We start from the raw sequence: 23910 nt of genomic DNA, 5'->3' as shown, positions 1-23910 counted from the left end.
CCGCTGGTTCAAGCGGCCCCTTGTTATTGTCCTCAGCGGTTGGCTGCCTGAACAGGCGCCGCCGGCATGTGCGGGTCAGCCCAGCTGAACCGATAGGCTTTGCTGGCCTCCTGCGGGAGACATTTGCCGTTGTCGGCGTCCGCGCCGACGATCGACCAGTTCGCCCGGGTATTTTCCCCCAGTTCGCGGGCCGCTTCGGCTTTGAAGCATTGGCCCAGCACGTCATCCGGTACCAACGCATAGGCCTTTGGATGTTCGCGCAAGTACAGCGCAGCCTTTTCGATGGAGGAATAATCCATGCCGAAATGCACGATCGGCTGACGCGCAAACAACCAGTGCCCTTCTTCCCAGTTGACCAGCACCAGGTCGGCGCCTTGGGTCATGCTTGCCGCCTGGGTCATCAGCACCTGATCGATGTTGGTACCTTCCTTGATCGGTTCGATGAAACCACGGGCGAACCACAGCGCGAACCAGGCCGCCACCAGCGCCGGGAACACCCGGCGCAGGCGCGGTAGGCGTTTGAACCAACGCTTGAGCAGCCACGGGATCAAGGGGGCCGTGATCAACACCAGGCCGGGCAGTGCCGGGTAGATGTACAACTTGCGCTTGCCGGTGCTGAAGCAGAAAAACAGCACCACCAGCACCACCCAGCCGAGCAGTACCAGGATTCGCCCATCGCGTTTTTGCAACTGACGGCGCCACGCTGGCACCAGCCATGGCAGCACCAGCACCAACGGCAGCCAATACTGCGGAATCACATTGGTGAAGAAGTACCAGAACGGCTCGCGGTGATGCCAGGCCGCGGCATAACGGCCGGCGGTCTGGTGCAGGAGGATTTCCCGCGCATAGGCGATTTCGTCAGCGTTGCCATTGACGATAATGGACACGGCCAGCGGCAACAGCCAGATCGCAATCGCCGCCAGCATCACCGCCAATCCCAGCCACCACTTGCGTGCCTGGCCGGGCATGGCCACCACGCCGCGCCAATCCTTGCGCACCGCATAGGCGTACGGTATGAGTACCAGCGCCGGCAGGAACCCCACGCCTTTGGTGATGACGCCAATGCCCATCGCCGCGCAGCCCACATAAAACCAGCGCCATGCAGGGCCCAGCAGTAAGTGCCGCGCCAGGCCGTACAGGCCCAGGGTGGTGAACAGGATCAACAGGCTGTCGATCTGGCCGGTGCGCAAAATGCTGAAGGTCTGGTACGTCGCCAGGTACAACAGCGCGGCGTTGCGCCCGGTACGCTGGGTCCACAGTCGACGGCCCAGGTCATAGACCATCGCCGTGACCGTCACCGCCGAAAACAGCCCCGGGATGTACAGGGCGATGTTCGGCTTGCCGGTCAACCAGGTGAAGAACGCGACCATCCACATGAAAATCGGTGGCTTGTCGCCGTAGATTTCAGCGGCGCGGTGCGGGATCAGCCAGGAACCGTTTTGCAGCATCTCCAGTGCGACACCGAGGAAGCGCTCTTCGTCGACATTCTGCGCCTGGCGCAACCCCAGCCCCGCGCCAATCAACAACAGGGCAAGCAGCATCAGGCCCAGGCACTCAACCCTGGGCGAAAGCGATCTACGCATGTTTATTCCTTCACGCTTGTGCTTTTGGCAATCAATTGCAGGTTGCGAAAATACACGAGGGAGCCAAAGGCCTGCCCGGCAATGAACACCGGGTCCTGGCGGTAGATGGCATAGGCCAGCAGCAAGGTACTGCCGACGATGCTCAGGTACCAGAAGTTGGTCGGGATCACGCTGCGTTTCTGGTACTCGCTGTACAACCATTGCAGGACAAAGCGCCCGGTAAAGGCGATCTGCCCAAGAAAGCCGATCACCAGCCACAGGGACTCACGGGTCAGCATCATCCTTCGAACTCCTGGGCAGTGGTGTTCAGCCGCGTGCGCTTGATCAGCCACCAGACGCCGAACAAATCGAGAATGCCGACCAGCGCACGGTCGAGATTGCCGTACTTGGAAACTCCCGCGGTGCGTGGCCGGTGGTTGACCGGGTGCACGATCATCCGTCCGTTGTGGCGCTGGATCAGCGCCGGAATGAAACGGTGCATGTGGTCGAAGTACGGCAGGCGCAGGAACGCCGCACGCTCGATCAGCTTCAGGCCGCAGCCGGTGTCCGTCGTGGCGTCCTTGAGCAGGCGTCGACGCAGGTTGTTGGCGAACCGCGAGGCATAACGCTTGCTCGCGGTGTCACGGCGGTTGACCCGGTGCCCGGCCACCAGTTGCACATCGGCCTGGCTCGGTTCACCGCGCACCAGCGCGAGCATGCCGGGGATGTCCGCCGGGTCGTTCTGGCCGTCGCCATCGAGGGTCGCCAGCCATTGGCCGCGGGCTTCGCGCGCGGCGTGGTACAGCGAAGTGCTCTGCCCCAGCGAACGCTCGTGATGAAGGATGCGCAGGGTGTCGAGGCCGTTGTGGCGGATCTGCCGCAGTTCCTGCAGGGTGGCGTCGGTGCTGCCGTCGTCGACGACGATGATTTCGTAGGATTCATCGGCCAGTGCCACACGAATTTCCTCAAGCAGCGGCTTGAGGTTGTTCGCTTCGTTCTTGGCGGGAATCAGTACGGATACAAAAATGTCTTGGCTCATGGAGTCTCTCTCGCCTATTTGATTTTTCCGAGATCAGAGGCGAATGCGTCAAATCTGATAGTACTGCCGGTACCACTTCACAAATTCACCGACACCGGTTTGCGGCGTTACTTGCGGGCAGAAGCCCACCCAGTCGGCCAGCGCCGAGACATCGGCCCAGGTCTTGACCACGTCACCGGCCTGCATTGGCAGGTAGTTACGCCGGGCTTTCAGGCCCAGGGCCGATTCCAGGCACTCGATGAAATCCAGCAATGCCACGGGCTTGCCGCGCCCGATGTTGAACAGTCGGTTGGCCCCGGTCGCGCAATCTTCGGTCACCGGAGGACGAAGGCGCAGTCGGGCGATCCCTTCGACGATGTCATCGACATAGGTAAAATCGCGCGACATTTGCCCCTGGTTGAAGATGTCGATGGGCTGGTCGTGGAGGATGGCGTCGGTAAACTTGAACAGCGCCATGTCCGGGCGGCCCCATGGACCGTAGACGGTAAAAAAGCGCAGGCCACTGGCTTTCAGGCCATACAAATGGCAGTAACTGTCGGCCAGCAGTTCATTGGCGCGCTTGCTGGCCGCGTACAACGAAACCGGGTGCTCGACCGGGTCCTCGACACTGAACGGCATCTTGCTGTTGGTGCCGTACACCGAACTGCTCGAGGCGTAGATCAGGTGTTCGGGGCGATGATGGCGGCAGGCTTCCAGCACATTGAGGAAACCCACCAGGTTTGATTGCGCATAGGCATCGGGATTATCCAGCGAATAGCGCACCCCCGCCTGAGCAGCCAAGTGCACGACTTCGGTAAACCGGTGCTCATGAAACAGGGTCATCAGCGCCGGTTTATCGACGATGTCCATTTTGAGGAAGCGAAAACCCGGCAACGTCTCCAGTTGCTTGAGGCGTGCGTACTTGAGCTGCACATCGTAATAGTCGTTGAGGTTGTCGATCCCGATGACGTCCTGACCTTCGCGGCACAAACGCTGGACCGTATGAAAACCAATGAAACCGGCCGCACCGGTGACCAGGACGGTCATTGGGCGCACGCCTTGAATTGCACCGTGATCGGCGCGAGATACCCAGCCCAGTTCCTCGTCAGCTTCATGTGTCGCTCCTGCCTATGGCGTCGTTCAAGCGCCGTTACGTTATGAAACTTATAAAACAGAAACATTTCAGTTTCGATAACGCCTGCCATGACCTTAGCAAAAATAAAATATTTGGCCGAAATCCCTGCTCTACTTGGCCGATCCATCATGCGGCTTGTAGAACCGGAACAAACCGATATCCACGGTCTTGACGTAGTCCCTGGCCCAACCCGGCTTGACCGTACGGTCATGGAAATACAACGCGCCCTGGGTGCGGTCGGGCAATTCCTTGTTCAAGGCCTTGCGTGCAATCTCCTTGGCCATCGCGTAGGGCACCTCTTCCTGGACCGAGTCGGACTTGCCGTCACACCACCAGGAAAACTGGCAACTCTTGGTTTCCGAGCCCTGCTTGACCACTTTGCACACGGTGTCGGGGAAACCCTTGTGGCCCAGACGGTTCATGACCACGTTGGCCACCGCTTCCATGTCGGCGGAGTCCTTGCCCTTGGCCTCCCAATAAATCGAACGGGCCAGGCAGGTAATCGCATCGTCCAGTGGCGCAGCGCCAGCCGGGTCCACGGCCTGGACTTCGGACTGGGTTATGGCTTCGGCCTTGGGGGCCGGGGCGGAACTTTTGTTCTCGGCGGCTTTTTGCTCAAGCACTTCGGCCTTGTTCTCGGCCGTTTGCTTTTTCTGCTCCTGGTCCGACGCCCCTGCGGGGGCCGCAAACAACGTAATGGCGAGGCAGGTAGCGATCCAGTCGAGGCGCATGGTTGGGGTCACTCAGTGAGCCGATCGACTCAGTGTAGTAGTGAAATGATTTCACCCACCCCACTACACTCTGGATAATTGCGTTGTCTTACACGGGGCAACTTCGCGCATCATGGGCGCCATCTGCTCAAAGGGGACTTTCATGGGTTTGATTTCATCCGCTCTGCGTTTCGCCGTTTTTTGCGCGGGCCTTGCATTCGCCGCCAACGCCGTGGCCGCCGATGAGCTGCAATTGATCGAGTCGATCAACACCTACCGCAGCCAGTTGCAGCGCTGCGCAGGCCAGGTCTCGTCGGAACTGCCGCCGTTGTCGGCCGACCCGCGCCTGGTGCTGTCCGCGCCGAGCATCGGCAACCTGCAACAGGCCATGGCCACTGCGGGTTACCCGATGAAGAACGTGCAGGTCATCAGCCTGTCCGGCCCGCGTGATGCGGCCTCGGCGATGAAGGCGATCCAGGAGAGTTTTTGCCAGATCGTGCTCGACCCGCAATTCGTCAATATCGGCGTCAGCCGCCAAGACCGTGACTGGCGCATCGTGGTCGCGCGCCCGTTGTTGAGCGCACGCCTGGGTGACACGCAGACCGAAGGCCAGAGATTACTCGCCGAACTCAACACCGCACGCACCCGGCCACGCCAGTGCGGCGCGCAGTCTTTCGCCGCCGCGCCACCGCTGACCTGGAACGCCACGCTGGCCAGCGCCGCCGAAGTCAACTCGCGGTCCATGGCCAACAACAACTATTTCGACCACAAGGACCGCGACGGACGCACCCCGGGTGACCGCGCGGAGCTTGCCGGCTACGACTTCCAGCAGATCGGCGAAAACATCGCCGCCGGGCAGGACAGCGTCAGCACGGTTGTCCAGGGCTGGCTGAGCAGCCCCGGCCATTGCGCCAACCTGATGAACCCGCAGTTCCGCGACATGGGCGCGGCCTACGCGACCGACCCGAAAAGCGACGCGGGGATCTACTGGACGGCGATGTTTGGCGCTCAGTGATGGCAAGCAACGGCGTCCGTCATAGACCGGATCGATGACACGGTCATTAACAGTGATTGGACGTCGCGCCCGGATGTTTCTAGCCTGCGCCGCTTGCTGAACCTGCGCGGCGATCGGCAGATCGATCACCGCCCTCTCCAGGCCGAAACCATGATCGTCAGACCCAAGCCCAACCTGATCGGCATCCTCACGTCACTCAAGGGCTCGATTGCCAAGCGAATCGCCTGGCGCGCGCTGATGGTGACGTGCGCTGGAAGACCCGTTCAGTCGCGATGAAAACCAACTGCCGATCGACGCCCTGGTACGCATCATCGAGCGCGACGTGCTGGCGGCCCAAGGTGTGACGCCGCTGCCACCGCTGCTGGAACCGGTGGACTTCGTGCTGAGCTGATGGCTAGAGTCTCGGCCTCAAGATCCCGCTGCCAAAAAGGAACCTGCGCTTGAGCCTCACGCCGGCCCCGGACACACAACAGGCGTTGCCCAAACCCCAGGCCGTCAGCCTGCGCGAAGCCTTCCTGTTCTGGCTCAAGCTCGGCTTCATCAGTTTTGGCGGGCCGGCGGGGCAGATTTCGATCATGCACCAGGAGCTGGTCGAACGCCGGCGCTGGATTTCCGAGCGGCGCTTTCTGCATGCCCTCAACTACTGCATGTTGTTGCCCGGGCCTGAAGCCCAGCAATTGGCGACCTACATCGGCTGGCTGATGCACCGGACCTGGGGTGGGGTGATCGCTGGCGTGCTGTTCGTGTTGCCGTCGTTGTTCATTCTGATTGCGCTGTCCTGGGTGTACATCGCCTTTGGCGAAGTGCCCGTGGTCGCCGGAGTGTTCTACGGGATCAAGCCCGCGGTCACGGCAATTGTGGTGCAGGCGGCTCACCGGATCGGCTCGCGTGCGCTGAAGAACGGTTGGTTATGGGGCATTGCCGCCGCGTCCTTCGTGGCCATCTTCGTGCTCAACATGCCGTTTCCACTGATCGTGCTCGGCGCGGCGGTGATCGGTTATGTCGGCGGGCGACTGGCGCCGGAAAAATTCAGGACCGGCGGCCACAGCGCCGCGCAAAAAACTTTCGGCCCAGCCGTGATCGACGACGACACGCCCACCCCTGAACACGCCCGTTTCAGTGGCTGGAAACTGGCACACCTGGCCGCTATCGGTGCGATTTTGTGGGCGCTGCCCATGGCCCTGCTCACTGCACTGTTCGGCTGGGAAGGCACGCTGACCCAAATGGCCTGGTTCTTCACCAAGGCCGCGCTGCTGACCTTTGGCGGTGCCTACGCGGTGCTGCCGTATGTCTACCAGGGCGCGGTCGGTCACTACGGGTGGCTGACGCCGACACAGATGATCGACGGCCTGGCGCTCGGTGAAACTACGCCCGGACCGTTGATCATGGTCGTTGCTTTCGTCGGTTTTATCGGTGCCTACGTGCATCAGGTCTTCGGGCCGGATCAAGCGTTCCTCGCCGGCGCCGTGGCCGCCACGCTGGTGACCTGGTTCACCTTCCTGCCCTCGTTCCTGTTTATCCTCGCCGGCGGACCGCTGGTGGAGTCGACACACAACGAAATCAAGTTCACCGCACCACTGACGGCCATTACCGCCGCGGTGGTGGGCGTGATTCTCAATCTGGCCTGTTTCTTCGCCTATCACGTGCTCTGGCCCAAAGGCTTCGAAGGACGACTGGACTGGCCTTCGCTGCTGATTGCCATCGTCGCGGGCATGGCCTTGCTGCGTTTCAAGCGCGGGGTGATCGAGGTGCTGATCGGCTGCGGGTTGATCGGCCTGGCTGTGCACCTGATGTTCTGAATCAAACGTTTACACGCGCCGCAATCCTCCCTAGTATCCAGCCATCCCCGGAGGGCGTGTTTTTTTCGCCACCGACGATTTCCAACGCTGGAAACCTGCGCCATGCGTACTTTGCCGTCAGAACAGCACCTGCTGAACCTCTCACTCCAGGCCACCTCGTTGTTGGCCGTGGACGGCATTGCATGAAGCGCATCGTCAACCTGCCCATGGCCCTGCGCCGCTCTAAATTGCGTCACTCCGCCCGTCCGCCGGATAGCGCCCAGCTCGCCTGACTGGCGAGCCCCTCCTTTCGCTATCCCTGCTTTGCTCAGCGTATGCAATCCCTGTAGGAGCTGGCTTGCCAGCGAATGCGGTGTAGCTGCCAACAACCATGGCAACTGACACGACGCCTTCGCTGGCAAGCCAGCTGCTACAGGTTGCGCACTGCGACTGGCTGGCATTGGGTTCTCCCAAATTCGCGTGGACATCGTCATGACTAATCGTTGCAATTGCTACTACACCGCCACCCTCAACCAGGACACCGATTACCCGACGCTGCAAGGCCGGCACCGGGTCGACGTGGTGATCATCGGCGGCGGTTTCACGGGCGTGGCCACCGCTGTCGAGCTGGCGGAGAAAGGCCTGAAGGTCGCCATCGTCGAAAGCCACAAGATCGGCTGGGGCGCCACCGGGCGCAATGGTGGCCAGGTGACCGGCAGCCTGTCGGGTGACGAAGCCATGCGCAAACAGATGCGCCGCAGCATTGGCGACGAGGTCGACGATTTCATCTGGAACCTGCGCTGGCGCGGGCATCAGATCATCCAGCAGCGCGTGGAAAAATACGGCATCGCCTGCGACCTCAAGCACGGCCACCTGCACGCGGCGTACAAACCGGCGCACATGGACGGCTTGCGCAAGGATTACGACGAAGCGGTGCACCGTGGCATGGGCGACGAAGTCAGCCTGCTCGACCGCAGCCAGGTGCGCGACCTGCTGCAAAGCGACCTCTACCACGGCGCGATCAAGAACACCCGCAACATGCACCTGCACCCGCTCAACCTGTGCATCGGCGAGGCCCGCGCCGCCGAAAGCCTCGGTGCCTTGATCTTCGAGAACAGCGAAGTGCTGGAGATCATCCATGGCGACTCGCCTGGCGTGCGCACGGCCCACGGACACATCGACGCCAACCAGGTGCTGCTGGCTGGCGACGTCTACCACAAACTGGAGCCGGGCAAGCTCAAGGGCAAGATTTTCCCGGCCATGGGCGGCATCGTCACCACCGCGCCGCTGGGCGACCTGGCCCGACAGATCAACCCCGAGGACCTCGCGGTGTACGACTGCCGCTTTGTGCTCGATTACTACCGCCTGACCGCTGACGGTCGCCTGTTGTTCGGAGGCGGCGCCAACTACAGCGGCAAGGATTCACGCGACATCGCCGCCGAACTGCGCCCGTGCATCGAGCAGACTTTCCCGGCGCTCAAAGGTGTGAAGATCGATTACCAGTGGAGTTGCGCGATGGGCATCGTGATCAACCGCATCCCGCAACTGGGCAAGCTGTCGGACAACGTCTGGTATTGCCAGGGCTACTCCGGCCACGGCATCGCCACCACCCACATCATGGGCGAGATCATGGGCCGGGCGATCACCGGGCAACTGGAACAATTCGACACCTTCGCCGCCTGCCAGCACATCCGCGTGCCGATGGGCGATTTACTGGGCAACCCGATGCTCGCGGCGGGCATGTGGTATTACCAGATGCTTGAGCGTTTGCGCTAAGTCATTGCCTCGGATTGAAAGTGTTCGGGCGGGCCCCTTCGCTGGCAAGCCCGCTCCTACAGTGACCGCGTCGGTCACAGATTTTGTGTACGACGCCAACCCTGTAGGAGCGGGCTTGCCCGCGAAGGGGTCGGCAGATTCAATAAATCAGCCAGCCAACATTGATCAAGCCTGGATCACCTCGATCCCCAATCCCCGATAGTCCTCTACATTCCCCGACGCCACATGCCGTTCGGTGATCAGCGTGTGCACGCGGCTGCAAGGCGCGACGACAAAAGGCTCCACCGCGCCGAGCTTGTCCGCCGTGGTGACGGCAATGACGTGAGAAGCGCAGTCGAGCATTGCCTGTTTCACGGGCACCTCATCGAAATGCAAAGAGCTCAGGCCCACTTGCGGGTGAAACGCGCAAACCCCGGTAAACAACAGATCGGCCTTGATCCCCGCGAGCAGGCGCAGGGTTTCGTGGCCGCTGGCCGACATCGTCGCCGGGTTGAGCTGGCCGCCGGCCAGGATCACCTTGATGCCTTTGTATTCGGACAAAATGATGGCGGTCATGGGTGACGCTGTAATCGCGGTGATGGCGATATCCGCCGGCAGCGAACGCGCAATCTGCAAGGTGGTGGTGCCGGCATCGAACACCACGATCTGACCGTCCTGCACCCGTTGCGCCGCCAGTTGCGCCAGATGGGTTTTCACTTCGTCGGTTTCGCTGATCCGGGTGAAATAGTCCTTGCCCGTGTCCTTGGGCCGCGGCAAGGCGCCACCGTGCACCCTTTGCACCAGGCCGGCGCTGGCCAACTCTGCGAGATCGCGGCGAATGGTGTCTTCGGACACCGCGAAATGCTGGCTCAAGTCCGACGCCATGACTTGGCCGTCACGTTCGAGGATCAACAGGATTTTTTGCCGACGTACCGAAGGTAATTCTGGCTCATGCATGTTTGTGCTCGTTTATGCGTGAAGTTGCGTGCTGTGCGAGATTAGCCAAAGCGCCGGGCAAACACAAACCGGCCGCAAGGCCAACCCTCGCAAGTATCATTTTTTTTGATCTTTCAAATCATTACGCCGAATTTTTTATTTCCCTGCGCCCTGTCCAAGATGACGCCGTCACTCATGTTTTGGATGGAAACGTCATGAATATCAATTTCGCTTTTGCCTGCATGATCGTCGTCTCGTTCACGATCGCGCTGGTGCATGCCTGACCGGCCAGCCGTGAGGCACCCGGGGAGTCAAGATGTGCAAGCCAGTGGTAAAAAGCTGACAGATGTGCAATTTGCTCTATAACCAGTGGTGACATGATTCCGATCAGGGGAACTGGAAGGCGCCCTCGGAAATTGAACTCTTTAAAAGCTGCGGACAATTGACTGCCCGCCTGGAGACGCCACGATGAAACCCCTGAAAATAGCCGCCAGTGACGGCGCTGCTGCAAGCTTCAAGAACGCTCGGGAAGTGGTAGCGCTCAGCCAGACCGATTTCACCAACGTCGCCGTGGCGGTGGTGTCTGTCAATGACGTCATGGCCGGTGCCCTGGGTGCCATTCAGCGCACTGGTTTCGACATTCCGATTTTCCTGGTGGCCTCGCCGGATTCCGCCAGCCATCCGCGGGAAGTCTATAAGCACCTGACGGACGTGCTGTTGCAGGTGAACGGTATTTTCGACCTGACTCGCGCCAACGCCGAATACCATGGCAACCAGTTGGAAACAGCGGCTAGAGCCTATGAAGACAGCCTGCTGCCGCCGTTCTTCGACTCACTGAAGAAGTACACCCAAGCCGCCAATGCAACCTTCGCCTGCCCCGGCCACCAGGGCGGCCAGTTTTTCCGCAAACACCCGGCTGGCCGGCAGTTTTTTGATTTTTTCGGCGAGACGCTGTTTCGTGCCGACATGTGCAATGCCGACGTCAAGCTCGGCGACCTGCTGATCCATGAAGGCCCGGCGCTGCTGGCGCAAAAACACGCGGCGAAAGTGTTCAACGCCGACAAGACCTACTTCGTGCTCAACGGCACCTCGGCCTCCAACAAAGTGGTGACCAACGCCTTGCTGACCCCGGGCGACCTGGTGTTGTTCGATCGCAACAACCACAAGTCCAACCACCAGGGCGCGTTGCTGCAAGCCGGTGCCACGCCCGTGTACCTGGAAACCGCGCGCAACCCTTACGGCTTCATCGGCGGCATCGATGCCCACTGTTTCGAAGAAGACTACCTGCGTGAACTGATTGCCGAGGTGGCCCCGGACAAGGCGCAACTGCCCCGGCCATTCCGCCTGGCGATCATTCAACTGGGCACCTACGACGGCACCGTGTACAACGCCCGGCAAGTGGTCGACCGCATCGGCAAGCTGTGTGACTACATTCTGTTCGACTCGGCGTGGGTCGGTTACGAGCAGTTCATCCCGATGATGAAAGACTGCTCGCCGCTGTTGCTCGATCTGGACGAGAACGACCCCGGTATATTCGTCACCCAATCGGTGCACAAGCAGCAGGCGGGTTTTTCCCAGGCCTCGCAGGTGCACAAGAAAGACCGCCACATCAAGGGCCAGGCCCGCTATTGCAACCATCACCGGTTGAACAATGCGTTCATGGCCCAGGCTTCCACCAGTCCGTTCTATCCGTTGTTCGCCTCGCTAGACGTCAACGCCCGCATTCACTCGGGCCGCAGCGGTTTGCGCCTGTGGGAGGACTGCGTGAAGTTCGGCATTGAGGCGCGCAAGTTGATCCTCGAAGCCTGCACCATGGTCCGTCCGTTCGTGCCATACACCATTGAAGGTCGCGCGTGGGAAGACTACCCCACGGAAGAAATTGCCAACGACCTGCGGTTCTTCGAGTTCCATCCCAAGGACCGCTGGCACGCCTTTGGCGGCTATGCCGAGAAGCAATACTTTATCGACCCGTGCAAGTTGCTGTTCACCACGCCGGGCATTGACCCGGTGGATGGCAGCTACACCGATTTCGGCATTCACGCCGGCATCCTCGCCAACTTCCTGCGCGAGAACGGCATCGTGCCGGAGAAGTGCGACTTGAACTCGATTCTGTTCCTGCTCACCCCGGCCGAAGACTGGGCGAAGATGACCCATCTGGCGGCGCAAATCGCCCGCTTCGAACGTTTCATCAGCGATGACGCGCCCATGAGCCGGGTATTGCCGGCCATCTACACGCAGCATCAGGAGCGCTACAACAACTACACCATTCGCCAGCTCTGCCAGGAAATGCACGACCTGTACCGCCACCATAACGTGCAGCAATTGCAGAAAGAGATGTTCCGCAAGGACCATTTCCCGAAAAAGGCCATGAACCCGCAGCAGGCGCAAATCGAGTACATCCGCGGCAATGTCGAACTGGTGGCGCTGGCGGATGCCGATGGCCGGATTGCCGCCGAAGGCGCACTGCCTTATCCACCGGGCGTACTCTGCATAATCCCGGGCGAAGTCTGGGGCGGTGCGGTGCTGAAATATTTCCTGGCACTGGAAGAAGGCATCAACCGCTTGCCGGGATTCACGCCGGAACTGCAAGGCGTGTACCTCAAGCAGGAAGGGGGTCGTACCCGGGCATATGGGTACGTGATCAAGGCCTGAGGTCAGGCCGCAGGCGCCGCACTGGCGCCTGCGGCCGCACCTGTCAGAATTTTTCCACGATGAACTTGAACGGGTAGTTCGGATCCCGATAGTTGCCCGGGCTCTGCCGTTTCGGCAGTACCACTTTCGCCCGCGGCACTTCCTCGTAGGGAATGCTGCCCAGCACGTCGCTGATGATGTTCAGCCGCGCCCGCCGCTTGTCATTCGAATTGGCCACGCGCCAGGGGGCGAAGTCGGTGTCGGTGGCTTCGAACATGTCGTCCCGGGCACGGGAGTAGTCGTACCAGCGGTTATAGGACTTGAGGTCCATCGGTGACAATTTCCAGATCTTGCGCCCGTCGGTGATGCGCTCCTTGAGGCGCCGGGTTTGCTCGTCCTGGCTGACTTCAAGCCAATACTTGATCAGGATGATGCCCGACTCGACCAGCGCATGCTCGACGCGCGGCACTACGTTGAGAAAACTGCGCACCTGCTCGTCGGTGCAAAAACCCATGACCCGCTCCACACCGGCGCGGTTGTACCAACTGCGATCGAAGATCACCACTTCGCCAGCCGCGGGCAAGTGCGGCAGATAACGTTGCACATACATCTGGCTTTTTTCCCGCTCGGTCGGGGCCGGCAGCGCCATGACCCGGAATACCCTCGGGCTGACCCGCTCAGTCAGCGCCTTGATGGTCCCGCCCTTGCCGGCGCCATCGCGGCCCTCGAAGATGATGCACACCTTCGCACCGGTGTGCTGCACCCACTCCTGCAGCTTGACCAGTTCCACATGCAGGCGAGCCAGTTCCTTGAGGTAGGCCTTGTTTTTCAGCTTTTCACTTTCAACCGGCTTCTTTGGTGCAGCCTTTTTTTTCGACATCGTCGTTACCTCGCTTGGTACTTCAAAACAGCGCCGCCAGCGGCCCTGGGCAGACCACTCACGTTCGGCTGTGCTGGTAATGGTCAACGGCCAATTCCAGGTTCAGGAACATCCGCGCCTCGCCCAGCGTGTAGCCCAGCGGCGCCTTCGCCACCATGGCCCAGACGCCCGGGCTCATCCCGACCAGCCACAACGAAATGCTTTTTTCACTCATACGTTGCTCGGCGCTTGTGAGCATTTTCAGCGCCGTGTATTCGAGGTCGAATACGCTGCGCAGGTCGAAGATCACCACCTTGGGCGTTGCCGCATCGATCAGCGGGCGAATCTTCTCGGCAATACGCTCGGCGTTGGCAAAGAAAATTCGCCCTTCGGGCCTGAGTAACAGCAGCCCGTCGAATTGTTCGTCATCGTTGCCTGTAGCGTGCGGGCGAAAGACGTTGGTGCCGCGCTTGCGTCCCAGCACGTGCACGGGCGGATCGGACACCTGATAGGCCAAGGCCAGCAACGAAACGATGATCGCCACGACGATCCCTTGCAGCGTGCCCAGCAGCATCACGCCGATCATGGCCACCACGGCCCAGGCAAATTCAGTGCGGCGCACCGCGAGGATTTCGCGAAACTGCGCCGGCTCGATCAGCCCCACCGAATACACAATCACCACCGCCGCCAGCGTGGCATTGGGCATCTGCCCAATCAGCGGCGCCAGCAGCAGGCAGGTGCCCAGCGCCAGTGCGGCAGTGACCAGTGCGGCCAGTTGCGAACGCGCACCGGCCAGGCGGTTTACCGCCGTTTGGGTGGTGCCGCCCCCAGAGACCATGGCCCCGAGGAACGCGCCGCCCAGGTTGGCAACGCCGGTGGCCAGCAGTTCGCGGTTCGGTTGTGGCGCGGGCTCGTCATTGCGAGCGAAGGCGCGTCCCGCCGCGATGGTTTCAGTGAAACTCATCAGCGCGATGCCCATCGCCGATGGCCACATCAGCTCCGCCATCGACCAGACCGGCAGCGTCGGCGAAGGCAAGCCAATCGGCACCACGCCGACGGCGGATACGCCAAAGCGCTCGAGGCCCAACAGGCTCATGCCGAGAATGCCCAGCGCCACTGCAATCAACGGTGCCGGCAGCCGGGGTGTAAAACGCTTCATACCGATCAGCAGCAACACCATGAACGCGCCCAGCGCCACGGTCGGCAGCGAGGCGTGGCCGATGCTCTGGAACGTGGCCACCACGTTGTGGAAGAAACCACCCTTGTCGATGTGCGTGCCCAGCAGCTTGGGCAATTGGTCGAGCACGATGACCACGCCGATCCCGGCCTTGAAGCCCACCAGCACCGGTTCGGAAATGAAGTTGGCCACAAAACCCAATCGCAGCAACCCCGCCACAATCAGGATCGCCCCGACCATCAGCGCCAGCGTGGCGGAGCCGGCCAGCAAGGTTGCCGCGTCGCCATCGGGGCTGATCTGCCCCAGTGCGGAGCCGGCCAGGATCGCCAGTGTGGTGGTGGTGCTGACACTGAGTGGGCGCGAGGTGCCGAGCACGGCATAAATCACCATCGGCACCAGCACCGTGTACAACCCGACCTGCACCGGCAACCCGGCAATGGTGGCGTAGGCCAGCGCCTTGGGAATCACCACCGCGGCAGCCGTGAGCCCGGCGATCACATCGCCCCTGAGCCAGTCGGGCCGATAACTGCCAAGCCACTCCGGGACCAACAGGCTGCGAACGGCACCCTGGCGCGGGGTGCCTGAAATCCGCTCATGCGGATGGCTGCCGTGTTGATTCATGTATTACTCCAGTCGCAATTCGTCCCGTGCCGATGATGAGCAGGCGCGACGCACGGCACAATCCTTTAACTGCACGTGTAGCCCTTCTGTAATGTAGCCGGTTTGCGCCGCAGCGACGGGCGTTGTCAGGCGTTGCGCAGAACCGGCACTGCGCATTAACTACCGGCCAAATGCGCCAAACACTCCGGCATCACCGCGTAAAAAAAGGAAAGCCCCATTCGGACGACGCCATAAAGCCGATTAATGAGCTATACCCGCTAATTCCCCCGTTGCAGTTCTTCAACTCAGGAGTTTGGCAATGAAGCTCAGAACCTCACTGGCAGCACTCATGGTTGCCACAAGCCTTTTCGGTTGCAGCACGTCGCCGAGTCAGGACGTGAACGTGACCTTGACCGCCACACGACAAAACACCGGGCAGATCGGCAATGTCGCGTTGACCGACTGGGACAACAAGACCGGGCTGAGTTTTTTCATCAGTGGCGTTCCAAGCGGCGCATCCCTGCCCTTGCGCCTGTATTCCTTCATCAATAATCGCAGCTGCGCAGAACCCGGCTCCGTGGCCTATGCGCTGAACGATCAGGTCAACACCGAACGCCAACCCGTACGCGGCTGGACCTTCAACAGGACAGCCCCGGTGCCACTCAAAACGCTGCTGTCAGGCGAGTACTCGGTGGTCGTGCGCTCGGCGGCAACCGATGGCAACGTTGATCTTTTCTGCGGCGACATCAAGCCGCCAGCGCCCGCGAAATAGCGTCGCCTCGCTGTTGCGCCTCTGTACCGCTCGCACCTGCGTTGCTCCGGTCGGGCGGTGGCGCCAGAAACCATCTCGCACTAAATGGACGAACGTCACAAACCTGTCACTACTGGCTGATAACGTCCTAGCGCTTTTCCCGATCGTCCGCTCCCGGTTCCAGGGCTCTGCCCACCCGCTCAAGGTGACACGTCAGGTGTACTCAACGACGCGCAAGCAAATCATCATCCGATCCAACGATATGCGCTGCGACGACTTTGGCGCGCTGTTCTCGAAGATGTTCGGCAACCTGTATGCCGACTCCGCACCACCGCCCGGCAACATCATCATCGGCGGGGTCTACGGCCGTCATGAAGGGGTAAGTTTTCGCCGCATGCATTACCACGGCGACTTTACCGTGACGTTTCCCGAACCCCTGGACGAGATCACTTTCGTGATTCCCACGGCGGGCAAGATCATTTTCAACCACGGCACCGAATCGGTGGGGCATGCCCAGGTTGGCCTGGCCATCGACAAGGCCGAGATTCACTCGACGTGCTTCCTCGACAACCATGCGCATCACGGGATTTCGATCAGCCGGGCGCTGATCACCGAACGCTTGGCGACGTTGCTGGGCAAGCCGATCCTGCAAAAAGTCTGTTTCGAGCCTGTGGTGGACCTGAACGTCACCGCCTTGCAGGCCATCAAGGCGTTGGTCGACCTGGCCACGGGCACCGAGTTTGATGTGCTGATCAACGCCGGTTCGCTGATGCCTTCGCGGCTTCGGGAAATGCTCGTCGATGCGGTACTGGAGGCCTGGCCACACAACTTCACCGAGGCCCTGCGCCGCCCTTCCCCGCTCATCGCGCCACGCCACGTGAAGCTGGCGGCCGAGTACATTCAGGAACACCCCGACAACCTGGTCAGCGGCACGGAGCTGGCCCGTTTGAGCAACGTCAGCCTGCGCGCCTTGCAGGAAGGTTTTCAGCGATTCATGGGCACATCGATCGCCGCCTACCAACGCCAGGTACGCCTGGAGCGCGCGCACGCGGTGTTGTCCCAAGGGCTGTCGCCGTCGGTGACGGACGTGGCCTTGCAACATGGCTTCAGCAATGTCGGCAGGTTTTGCCAATATTTCCAGAACGCCTACGGCGTCAGCCCCGCCGACGTGAGAAAAGGCCAACGATCGCCACTCAACACCCTGTAGGAGCTGGCTTGCCAGCGAAGGCGTCGTACCAGCCAACATTCATGCAGCTGACCCACCGCTTTCGCTGGCAAGCCAGCTCCTACAAGGAATTTGGGGATACTCACAATGCTGGCATCACCACAAAAACTGTAGGAGCTGGCTTGCCAGCGAAGGCGTCGTATCAGCCAACATTCACGCTGCTGACCCACCGCTTTCGCTGGCAAGCCAGCTCCTACAAGGAATTTGGGGATACTCACAATGCTGGCATCACCACAAAAACTGTGGGGGCTGGCTTGCCAGCGAAGGCGTCGTACCAGCCAACATTCATGCAGCTGACCCACCGCTTTCGCTGGCAAGCCAGCTCCCACAAGGAATTTGGGGATACTCACAATGCTGGCTTCACCACAAAAACTGTAGGAGCTGGCTTGCCAGCGAAGGCGTCGTATCAGCCAACATTCACGCTGCTGACCCACCGCTTTCGCTGGCAAGCCAGCTCATACACGTCAGAACAGGTAACTGGCCTTCAGGCCGCCATTGAAGCCGTGGCTGTCGCCGCCACCACTGGCACCGACTTCTGCGCCGACGCTCCACGCACCCAATCGGGCCATGGCGTTGACGCCACCGGTGAACTGGTCACGATTGTCGAACGCAGCTTGCTGCTCGACGTCCAGACCCAGCAAATGCCCTTGGCTGTCGATTTCAGAATCGCCCAGTACGTGCTCATAACCCACTTGCACGCCCGGCACCACTTGCCAGGCGCCGAGGCTGACGGGTGCAAAAGCTGCATTGAGGTTGGCCACCGCGCTCTTGCGCGTCTCATGGATGCTGTCGACATCCAGGGCCAACTCGCTGCCCTTTTCCTGGAAGCCCGACAGGTTGACGTGGCTGATGCGCACACCAAGGCTCGGTTCCAGCGTCACGCTATTGACCGGCACCCGGTAACCCAACGCCAGGGTCGCGCCCGTCAGGTTGCCATGGCTGTCGCCCTTGGCCGTGCCCAGGCCTGCGCCCAATTCGCGCTTGCTTGAGTAATCGAGATAACCGGCGCTGGCATCGGCATCGACAAACAGGCCACGTTCCAGACCGTTCGGTGCATAGCGTGCGCCCGCGCTGAAGAAGGTCAGGTCGGTATCGGCCTCGCCACCGGCGCCGCCAACGTTGCCACTGCTGTAGCCGAAGCCGGCATGGGCACTGAGCTGTTCGGAAAAGCGCTGGGTCAGGCCAATCATCATGCCCTGGCTGTGCTCGTTGCTGCTGGAGGCCTGGGACGAACCGTCGGTGCCCAGATACCCCGCCAGCGCGGTGCTCCACAGCCGATATTGCCCTGCCTTGAGGTCGATGCCGCTGGTGAACGGTGCCGCGGCCTGATCGATCATCGCGCCCTGGCGCAACAGATAACTGGCGGCGTCGGCGTGCACCTGACCGCCAACGGTGGACTCGACGCCGCCGAGGCTGTGTGCATCGATGGCCGATTGCAGGTAGTAGTTGTAGGCGCTGTAGGTGCCCGACAGATTGCTGTTCTGCAGTTGCCCCAACAACCGCGCACCGGCCGCCGAGTTACCGGCCAACCCCGCTTCACCCGGCAAGGTGTTGTAGAACACCATCTTGCCGCGCAGCACGTAGATGGTTTCCTGGGACAGGCCAAGGCCTTGCTTGAGGTAGTTGTCCATGGTGCCGTACTGCGCGGTCACCTCGTCCAGGCCAGCTTGCAGATAGCTGGCCTGCACGCCAATCAATGGCTCATAAATAGCGCGCATGCTCGCCGGCATCGCCGCCAGTGTCGCCGCTACACGTGCGGCGGTGTAGTCGTTGGTGGCCAGGTAGTTGCTCATGATCGTCGCGTTGTCGACGCCGGCGATGCTCTGCAACACCGCGGCGGTCCAACCGGTGCGGTCCTTGCCGGCGGTGCAATGGAACAGCTCGGCGCCATCGACCGAGGCCAGCGCATTGAACAACTGGTTGAACTCGCTGCGCATACCGGCGTTACGCACGAAATCGCGGTTGGTGTCTTCCATCATGGCGATGGCGTCGGCAGCGCTGCGGAACGAAATGTTGGTCACGTTCGCACCGGAAGTCGAGCCGCCGATGATGTCGATGTTGGTGTAGGTCGCCCCGGTGAGCAACGTGTCCGGCGTAGCGGCGATCTCGCTCGGCGTGCGCAGGTCGTACACCGCCTTGATCCCCAGGCTGTTGAGGGTCGCGAGGTCCGCCGCCGACGGGGTCAGCGCGTTGGAGCGATAGAACACCCCGCCACGCATAGTGCCGTCATTGGCGGTGTTGTAGGCAGTGGTGAGCCCGGCGACATCGCGAAAGTTATCGATGCTCTGCAGGCGCGGCGTATTGAGCTGGACAGTCTCGGCCGCCTGGGCGGCAGCGATGGACAGGCTTAGAACGGACAGTGAACACACAAGACGTTGAAACACGGTGCAGCCTCATTATTTTCAATAGCGTTGGGCTGTCCACTATCTACATTCAAATGATGCTGAATATGACAAATCGCCTGCGCAGGGAAATCACTGCGCGATGCGTCCGCACGGTTCGTTTTCTGTCCGCAAATCGTGCCGTCCGGCCAGAAATCCCCGCTCAAAACAGATCCTTCAACCGCTTGAGATGCGTCTACGCTCAGCGAACCGCGTCATCGCCAACCCTGGAGATTCCCCTATGACCCGCTCCCTGTTGACCGCCCTGACCCTGCTGACCCTGAGCTTCGCCGCCCAGGCAGACGTGACACCGTTCCCAGCCTCGTTCAAGACCCAGGACATCCCGGTCGACGGCGTTACGATGCACGTGCGCGTCGGTGGCAAGGGCCCGGCGGTGGTGTTGTTGCATGGCTTTGGCGATACCGGTGACATGTGGGCGCCGCTGGCGACCGACCTGGCACGGGACCACACGGTGGTGGTGCCGGACTTGCGCGGCATGGGTCTGTCGTCGATCCCGGAAAATGGCTACGACAAGAAGACCCAGGCGGCTGATATTCGTGGCGTGTTGAGCGCGTTGAAGATCGAGCACTGCGTAGTCATCGGCCACGACATCGGCACCATGGTCGCCTTTGCCTACGCCTCGCGTTACCCGCAAATGACCGACAAACTGGTGGTGATGGACGCACCCGTGCCGGGCATACCACCGTGGAACGACATCGTGCGCTCACCCATGCTGTGGCATTTCGACTTCGGCGGGCCAGACATGGAACGTCTGGTGGACGGGCGCGAACGCATCTACCTCGACCGCTTCTGGAACGAATTCGCCGGCACCCCGGCCAAGGTAGACGAAGGCACCCGCCAACACTACGCCAAGCTCTACGCCCGCCCTGGCGCCATGCACGCCGCCTTCGCCCAGTTCCGCAGCATTCGCCAGGATGCCGTGGACAACGAAGCGTCGATGAGCAAAAAACTGGGCATGCCGGTGCTGGCGGTTGGCGGTGAAAAATCCTTCGGTGCCAATGAAGCCATTGTGATGCGCAATGCCGCAGACAAGGTCACCGAAGTGGTGATTCCAGGGGCTGGGCATTGGCTGATGGAAGAAGCGCCGACGCCCACCATCGCGGCCGTTCGTGGGTTTATGGCGCCGTGATCCGGTGTGGGTGGCACAAATTTAATGAACCCTGACCCTGAGCGTCCGCCTAACTGAATGACTATTCAGGAGGTGGACCATGCAAAACGAAACGACGTGGATCGCGCTGACGGCCGTGCTGGTACTGATTGAATTGTGGGCAATCAACCGGCTGCGCAAAAGCGAAGGCAAGGCCAGCACCAAGGGGGTGTGGATGGTGGTGATCGTGTTTGTGCCACTGATTGGCTTGATCCTCTGGGCCTTGGCAGGCCCCAAGCACATCGCGCATGACCCGCAGTCGGTCCAGGCCCGGCATTGATCGACCCCTGGGCTTCCGAAAATCATGTAGGAATTCACCCCTGTGGCAAGGGAGCTTGCTCCCTCGCCACAGGTTTTTCGGTTGTTTGCTCTATCGGTTAAGTGAACAGCATTACGCATTTGAGCGGGTTCTTACTGCCATGGCTACGTAAGCCCCGGATGCCGGGCAAGCGAAATCAGCGAACTAACCGCCCCCCGCATTGCCACCACCGCTATTACCCGTCTGACCACCACCAGCAGGCTTCGACCCGGCCGGGACGGGGCCGTTATCGGTCTTGCCGCCGTCCGCGCCTCTGGGCAGCGAGGCGGCATCCGGGTCGGCGTTGGTGGCTTTTGGCGCGGGTTCACGGGTTTGGCTGGTGCCGTCGGCGTTGGTTTCGCTGGTGCCGGTGTTGCTGGCAGCCATGACCTGGACAGAAGCGCCGGACAGGATCGCGGCGAGGGCCAGAACCACTATTTTGTGATTGATCATGTTGATTCCTCCTGCGTGGGGTTGTTACGCATTGGAAGAATCGGGATCGGGAAGGTGCGGGGCAACAGATGAACGGTCAGGCTTGAGCCCATCAAATCTGTAGGAGCAAGCTTGCTCGCGACCGCGGTAGATCAGTCAACTGTGAGGTTGAAGTTAATGCCGTCTTCGCGGGCAAGCCCGCCCCTACAGGATTTGCTTTTACATCAGAAGTTGGCCGGGGTGTTGGCGCTGATGATTTCGGCTTCGTCGGCGCCGATGTTGCGAAACCGGTGCGGCAAGGTGGTCGGGAAGTAATAGCCATCGCCGGCGCCGAGGACGCTGACCTGCCCGTCCACGGTCAGTTCGACCGTGCCACGGGTGACCAGACCGCATTCCTCGCCTTCGGCATGCACGATTGGCTCTTCGCCGGAACTGGCACCCGGCGCGTATTGCTCGCGCAGCAGGCGCATTTGCCGGCTCGGCACGGAGGCGCCGATCAGCAGCAGGCGCAGGCCATGGCGGCCGAGGTCGGGCTGTTCATTGGCACGAAAGACGTATTGGTGCTCGCGGGGCGGCTGATCGAAGGTGAAAAAATCGGCCAGGGACATGGGAATGCCTTCCAGCAGCTTTTTCAGCGAGCTGACGGAGGGACTGACTCGATTCTGTTCGATCAGGGAGATGGTGGCATTGGTGACGCCGCTACGCCGGGCCAGCTCGCGCTGGGACAGTTTGTAGCTTTCGCGTACTAATTTGAGTCGTGAGCCCGTATCCATGACAGCCTTATGTGCCAACTTGTAGGAGCGAGCTTGCTCGCGATGGCGATCTGACCTTCAACACAGTGGTTGTCTGAACCAACGCTGTCGCGAGCAAACTTGCTCCTACAAGGATAATGGAGGGGTGGAGACAGGCGTAAATCACGCCGTTTTCCGGTCCCGGAAACGTGAAAGGCGGCTATTAAATCACGTTTGCTGGTAATGCTCAGCAGGTTCGATAGACGGCAGATTAAAACAAACTGCAGGAGCGCGCCTGCTCGCGAAAACGGTGTGTCAGGCGACATCCATTTTGGCCGATATGACCTCTTCGCCAGCAAGCTGGCTCCTACAGGGGACAGCGGTGTTTCAGAAAAAAAACCGGCGGTTGCTGTGACACAGCAACCGCCGGGGAGGTAAAGCTTAGATGCCGAAACGGTCGCGCAGCGAGTAGTACACGGCGCCCATCGCGGTGAGCGGTGCCGAGAACGTGCGCCCGCCGATCATTGGCATGTGCGGCAAGGAAGCAAACGCGTCGAAACGCTCGGCATCGCCACGAATCATTTCCGAGATCAACTTGCCGGCCAGGTGCGAGCACGTGACGCCGTGGCCGCTGTAGCCCTGCATGTAGTAGGCGTTTTTCTCGATACGGCCGAATTGCGGCATGCGCGACATGGTCAGCAGGAAGTTGCCGGTCCAGCGGTAGTCGATCTTCACGTCCTTCAATTGCGGGAAGGTCTTGAGGATTTTCGGGCGGATCAGTTGCTCGATGTCGTCCGGCTCGCGTGCGCCGTAGACCACGCCGCCGCCGTACAGCAGGCGATTGTCGGCAGTCAGGCGGTAGTAGTCGAGCAGGTAGTTGCAGTCTTCGACGCAGTAGTTGTTCTTGATCAGGCTACGCGCTTGCTGCTCCGACAACGGCTCGGTGACGACGATCTGCGAACCGCACGGCATGCTCTTGCTGGTCACGCGGTTATCCAGGCCTTGCGGCAGGTAGGCGTTACCGGCGATCAGCAGGTACTTGGCGCGGACCACGCCCTTGGCGGTGCGCACGGTGATCGGCTCGCCGTAAGTGATTTCCAGCGCCGCCGACTGCTCGTAGATCTTGCCGCCCAGGCCGATGATGGCCGAAGCTTCGCCCAGCGCCAGGTTCAGCGGGTGGATGTGACCGCCCTGCATGTCCAGCAGGCCGCCGACGTAAGCCTGGGAACCGACTTCGCGCTTGATGTCGGCTGCGTCGAGCATCTTCAGGTTCTTGTTGCCGTAGCGTTCCCAGCTCTTCTTCTGCTCGGCCAGGCCCTTGAGTTGCTTCTTGTTCATCGCCGCGAAGATGCCGCCGGGGCGGTAGTCGCACTGGATGTCGTAATGCTGAATGCGCTGACGGATGATGTCGGCGCCTTCGAAAATCATGCTGCCCAGGACTTCTGCAGTCTTGTCGCCATAACGCTCTTCGATGACATCGACGTCGCGGCTATAGGAGTTGACCAGTTGGCCGCCGTTACGACCGCTGGCACCGAAACCAACTTTGGCGGCTTCGAGCACGGTGACGCTGTAACCGGCTTCGGCCAGGAACAGGGCCGAAGACAAACCGGTGTAGCCGGCGCCGATCACGCAGACATCGCATTCGACCAGTTCTTCCAGCACCGGGAAGTCGCCGGTGAAGTTGCGGGTGGCCGCGTAGTAGCTGTTTACGTGCGTTTGTTTATCAGTGCTGTGTTTCATACGTTTCT

General features: G+C 60.9%; 21 protein-coding genes and 1 pseudogene. 10 read left to right on the top strand and 12 right to left on the bottom strand.

Translation table 11 applies throughout. The features are described from left to right. Positions 1-32 precede the first annotated feature (32 nt). The 5 genes from J1D76_RS23610 to J1D76_RS23590 all read right to left on the bottom strand — a co-directional run bounded on the left by J1D76_RS23610 (position 33) and on the right by J1D76_RS23590 (position 4446). Positions 33-1583 (bottom strand): ArnT family glycosyltransferase, encoded by a 1551-nt coding sequence (locus J1D76_RS23610; RefSeq protein ID WP_421140741.1) that lies wholly within the window; start codon positions 1581-1583, stop codon positions 33-35. A 2-nt stretch (positions 1584-1585) separates the two neighbouring features. Next, entirely contained in the window at positions 1586-1864 is a 279-nt protein-coding gene (locus tag J1D76_RS23605; RefSeq protein WP_421140740.1) for a lipid-A-disaccharide synthase N-terminal domain-containing protein, read from the bottom strand. Then, positions 1861-2601, bottom strand: coding sequence for a glycosyltransferase family 2 protein (locus tag J1D76_RS23600; RefSeq protein ID WP_421140739.1), 741 nt, complete (start codon positions 2599-2601; stop codon positions 1861-1863). The genes J1D76_RS23605 and J1D76_RS23600 overlap by 4 nt, the downstream gene beginning before the upstream one ends. Positions 2602-2649: 48 nt before the next feature. Beyond that, complete coding sequence (locus tag J1D76_RS23595; RefSeq protein WP_421140738.1) at positions 2650-3627, bottom strand: NAD-dependent epimerase; 978 nt, start codon at positions 3625-3627, stop codon at positions 2650-2652. 198 nt (positions 3628-3825) lie between these two features. Next, positions 3826-4446 carry a cell wall hydrolase gene (locus J1D76_RS23590; protein ID WP_421140737.1) on the bottom strand — a complete coding sequence of 207 codons (621 nt, stop codon included), beginning with the start codon at positions 4444-4446 and terminating at the stop codon, positions 3826-3828. Positions 4447-4588: 142 nt separating this feature from the next. Here J1D76_RS23590 and J1D76_RS23585 point away from each other — a divergent pair, with 142 nt between their 5' ends. From J1D76_RS23585 to J1D76_RS23570, 4 genes and pseudogenes are all read left to right on the top strand, one after another. Beyond that, complete coding sequence (locus J1D76_RS23585) at positions 4589-5440, top strand: CAP domain-containing protein (RefSeq protein WP_421140736.1); 852 nt, start codon at positions 4589-4591, stop codon at positions 5438-5440. Between the two features lie 150 nt (positions 5441-5590). Next, positions 5591-5686 (top strand): annotated as a pseudogene (locus tag J1D76_RS23580) (bestrophin); the annotation flags it as partial. A 194-nt stretch (positions 5687-5880) separates the two neighbouring features. Beyond that, positions 5881-7239, top strand: coding sequence for a chromate efflux transporter (chrA, locus tag J1D76_RS23575; RefSeq protein ID WP_421140735.1), 1359 nt, complete (start codon positions 5881-5883; stop codon positions 7237-7239). Positions 7240-7710: 471 nt separating this feature from the next. Continuing rightward, a complete protein-coding gene (locus tag J1D76_RS23570; RefSeq protein ID WP_421140734.1) occupies positions 7711-8994 on the top strand; it encodes an NAD(P)/FAD-dependent oxidoreductase in 1284 nt (427 codons plus the stop codon). A 165-nt stretch (positions 8995-9159) separates the two neighbouring features. Here J1D76_RS23570 and J1D76_RS23565 read toward each other — a convergent pair whose 3' ends face one another. Beyond that, a complete protein-coding gene (locus J1D76_RS23565; RefSeq protein ID WP_421140733.1) occupies positions 9160-9930 on the bottom strand; it encodes a DeoR/GlpR family DNA-binding transcription regulator in 771 nt (256 codons plus the stop codon). Between the two features lie 14 nt (positions 9931-9944). Here J1D76_RS23565 and J1D76_RS23560 point away from each other — a divergent pair, with 14 nt between their 5' ends. Both J1D76_RS23560 and speF read left to right on the top strand, forming a co-directional pair. Continuing rightward, the gene (locus J1D76_RS23560) at positions 9945-10193 is read left to right on the top strand and encodes a hypothetical protein (protein WP_421140732.1); all 249 of its coding nucleotides are present in this window, start codon (positions 9945-9947) and stop codon (positions 10191-10193) included. A gap of 184 nt (positions 10194-10377) precedes the next feature. After that, positions 10378-12561: an ornithine decarboxylase SpeF gene (gene speF / locus J1D76_RS23555; RefSeq protein ID WP_421140731.1), complete on the top strand. Its 2184-nt coding sequence runs from the start codon at positions 10378-10380 to the stop codon at positions 12559-12561. 43 nt (positions 12562-12604) lie between these two features. Here the strand turns inward: speF and ppk2 are convergent, their stop codons facing one another. Continuing rightward, complete coding sequence (gene ppk2, locus J1D76_RS23550) at positions 12605-13420, bottom strand: polyphosphate kinase 2 (RefSeq protein ID WP_421140730.1); 816 nt, start codon at positions 13418-13420, stop codon at positions 12605-12607. Between the two features lie 58 nt (positions 13421-13478). Further along, on the bottom strand, positions 13479-15197 hold the full coding sequence (locus tag J1D76_RS23545; protein ID WP_421140729.1) for a SulP family inorganic anion transporter: 1719 nt from the start codon (positions 15195-15197) through the stop codon (positions 13479-13481). Between the two features lie 298 nt (positions 15198-15495). Here J1D76_RS23545 and J1D76_RS23540 point away from each other — a divergent pair, with 298 nt between their 5' ends. Both J1D76_RS23540 and J1D76_RS23535 read left to right on the top strand, forming a co-directional pair. Further along, positions 15496-15948: a hypothetical protein gene (locus tag J1D76_RS23540; protein ID WP_421140728.1), complete on the top strand. Its 453-nt coding sequence runs from the start codon at positions 15496-15498 to the stop codon at positions 15946-15948. Positions 15949-16189: 241 nt separating this feature from the next. Further along, complete coding sequence (locus J1D76_RS23535; RefSeq protein WP_421140755.1) at positions 16190-17134, top strand: helix-turn-helix transcriptional regulator; 945 nt, start codon at positions 16190-16192, stop codon at positions 17132-17134. Between the two features lie 482 nt (positions 17135-17616). Here J1D76_RS23535 and J1D76_RS23530 read toward each other — a convergent pair whose 3' ends face one another. Next, on the bottom strand, positions 17617-19536 hold the full coding sequence (locus tag J1D76_RS23530; protein ID WP_421140727.1) for a tyrosine-protein phosphatase: 1920 nt from the start codon (positions 19534-19536) through the stop codon (positions 17617-17619). Between the two features lie 238 nt (positions 19537-19774). On the opposite strand from J1D76_RS23530, the gene J1D76_RS23525 reads away from it, so the two are divergent. Both J1D76_RS23525 and J1D76_RS23520 read left to right on the top strand, forming a co-directional pair. Next, positions 19775-20683, top strand: coding sequence for an alpha/beta fold hydrolase (locus J1D76_RS23525; protein ID WP_421140726.1), 909 nt, complete (start codon positions 19775-19777; stop codon positions 20681-20683). 79 nt (positions 20684-20762) lie between these two features. Further along, positions 20763-20981: a PLD nuclease N-terminal domain-containing protein gene (locus J1D76_RS23520; protein ID WP_421140725.1), complete on the top strand. Its 219-nt coding sequence runs from the start codon at positions 20763-20765 to the stop codon at positions 20979-20981. 183 nt (positions 20982-21164) lie between these two features. Here the strand turns inward: J1D76_RS23520 and J1D76_RS23515 are convergent, their stop codons facing one another. The 3 genes from J1D76_RS23515 to J1D76_RS23505 form a co-directional block, all read right to left on the bottom strand. Further along, the gene (locus tag J1D76_RS23515; RefSeq protein WP_421140724.1) at positions 21165-21452 is read right to left on the bottom strand and encodes a hypothetical protein; all 288 of its coding nucleotides are present in this window, start codon (positions 21450-21452) and stop codon (positions 21165-21167) included. Between the two features lie 203 nt (positions 21453-21655). Further along, the gene (locus J1D76_RS23510) at positions 21656-22204 is read right to left on the bottom strand and encodes a cupin domain-containing protein (protein ID WP_421140723.1); all 549 of its coding nucleotides are present in this window, start codon (positions 22202-22204) and stop codon (positions 21656-21658) included. Between the two features lie 399 nt (positions 22205-22603). Next, complete coding sequence (locus J1D76_RS23505; protein ID WP_421140722.1) at positions 22604-23902, bottom strand: NAD(P)/FAD-dependent oxidoreductase; 1299 nt, start codon at positions 23900-23902, stop codon at positions 22604-22606. Positions 23903-23910: the final 8 nt, after the last annotated feature.

Origin of the sequence: Pseudomonas sp. NFX15, assembly GCF_049132105.1 — a bacterium.
GTDB lineage: Bacteria > Pseudomonadota > Gammaproteobacteria > Pseudomonadales > Pseudomonadaceae > Aquipseudomonas.
The sequence above is the reverse complement of the archived record's forward strand: the minus strand, read 5'-3'. Positions and strand labels throughout refer to the sequence as shown.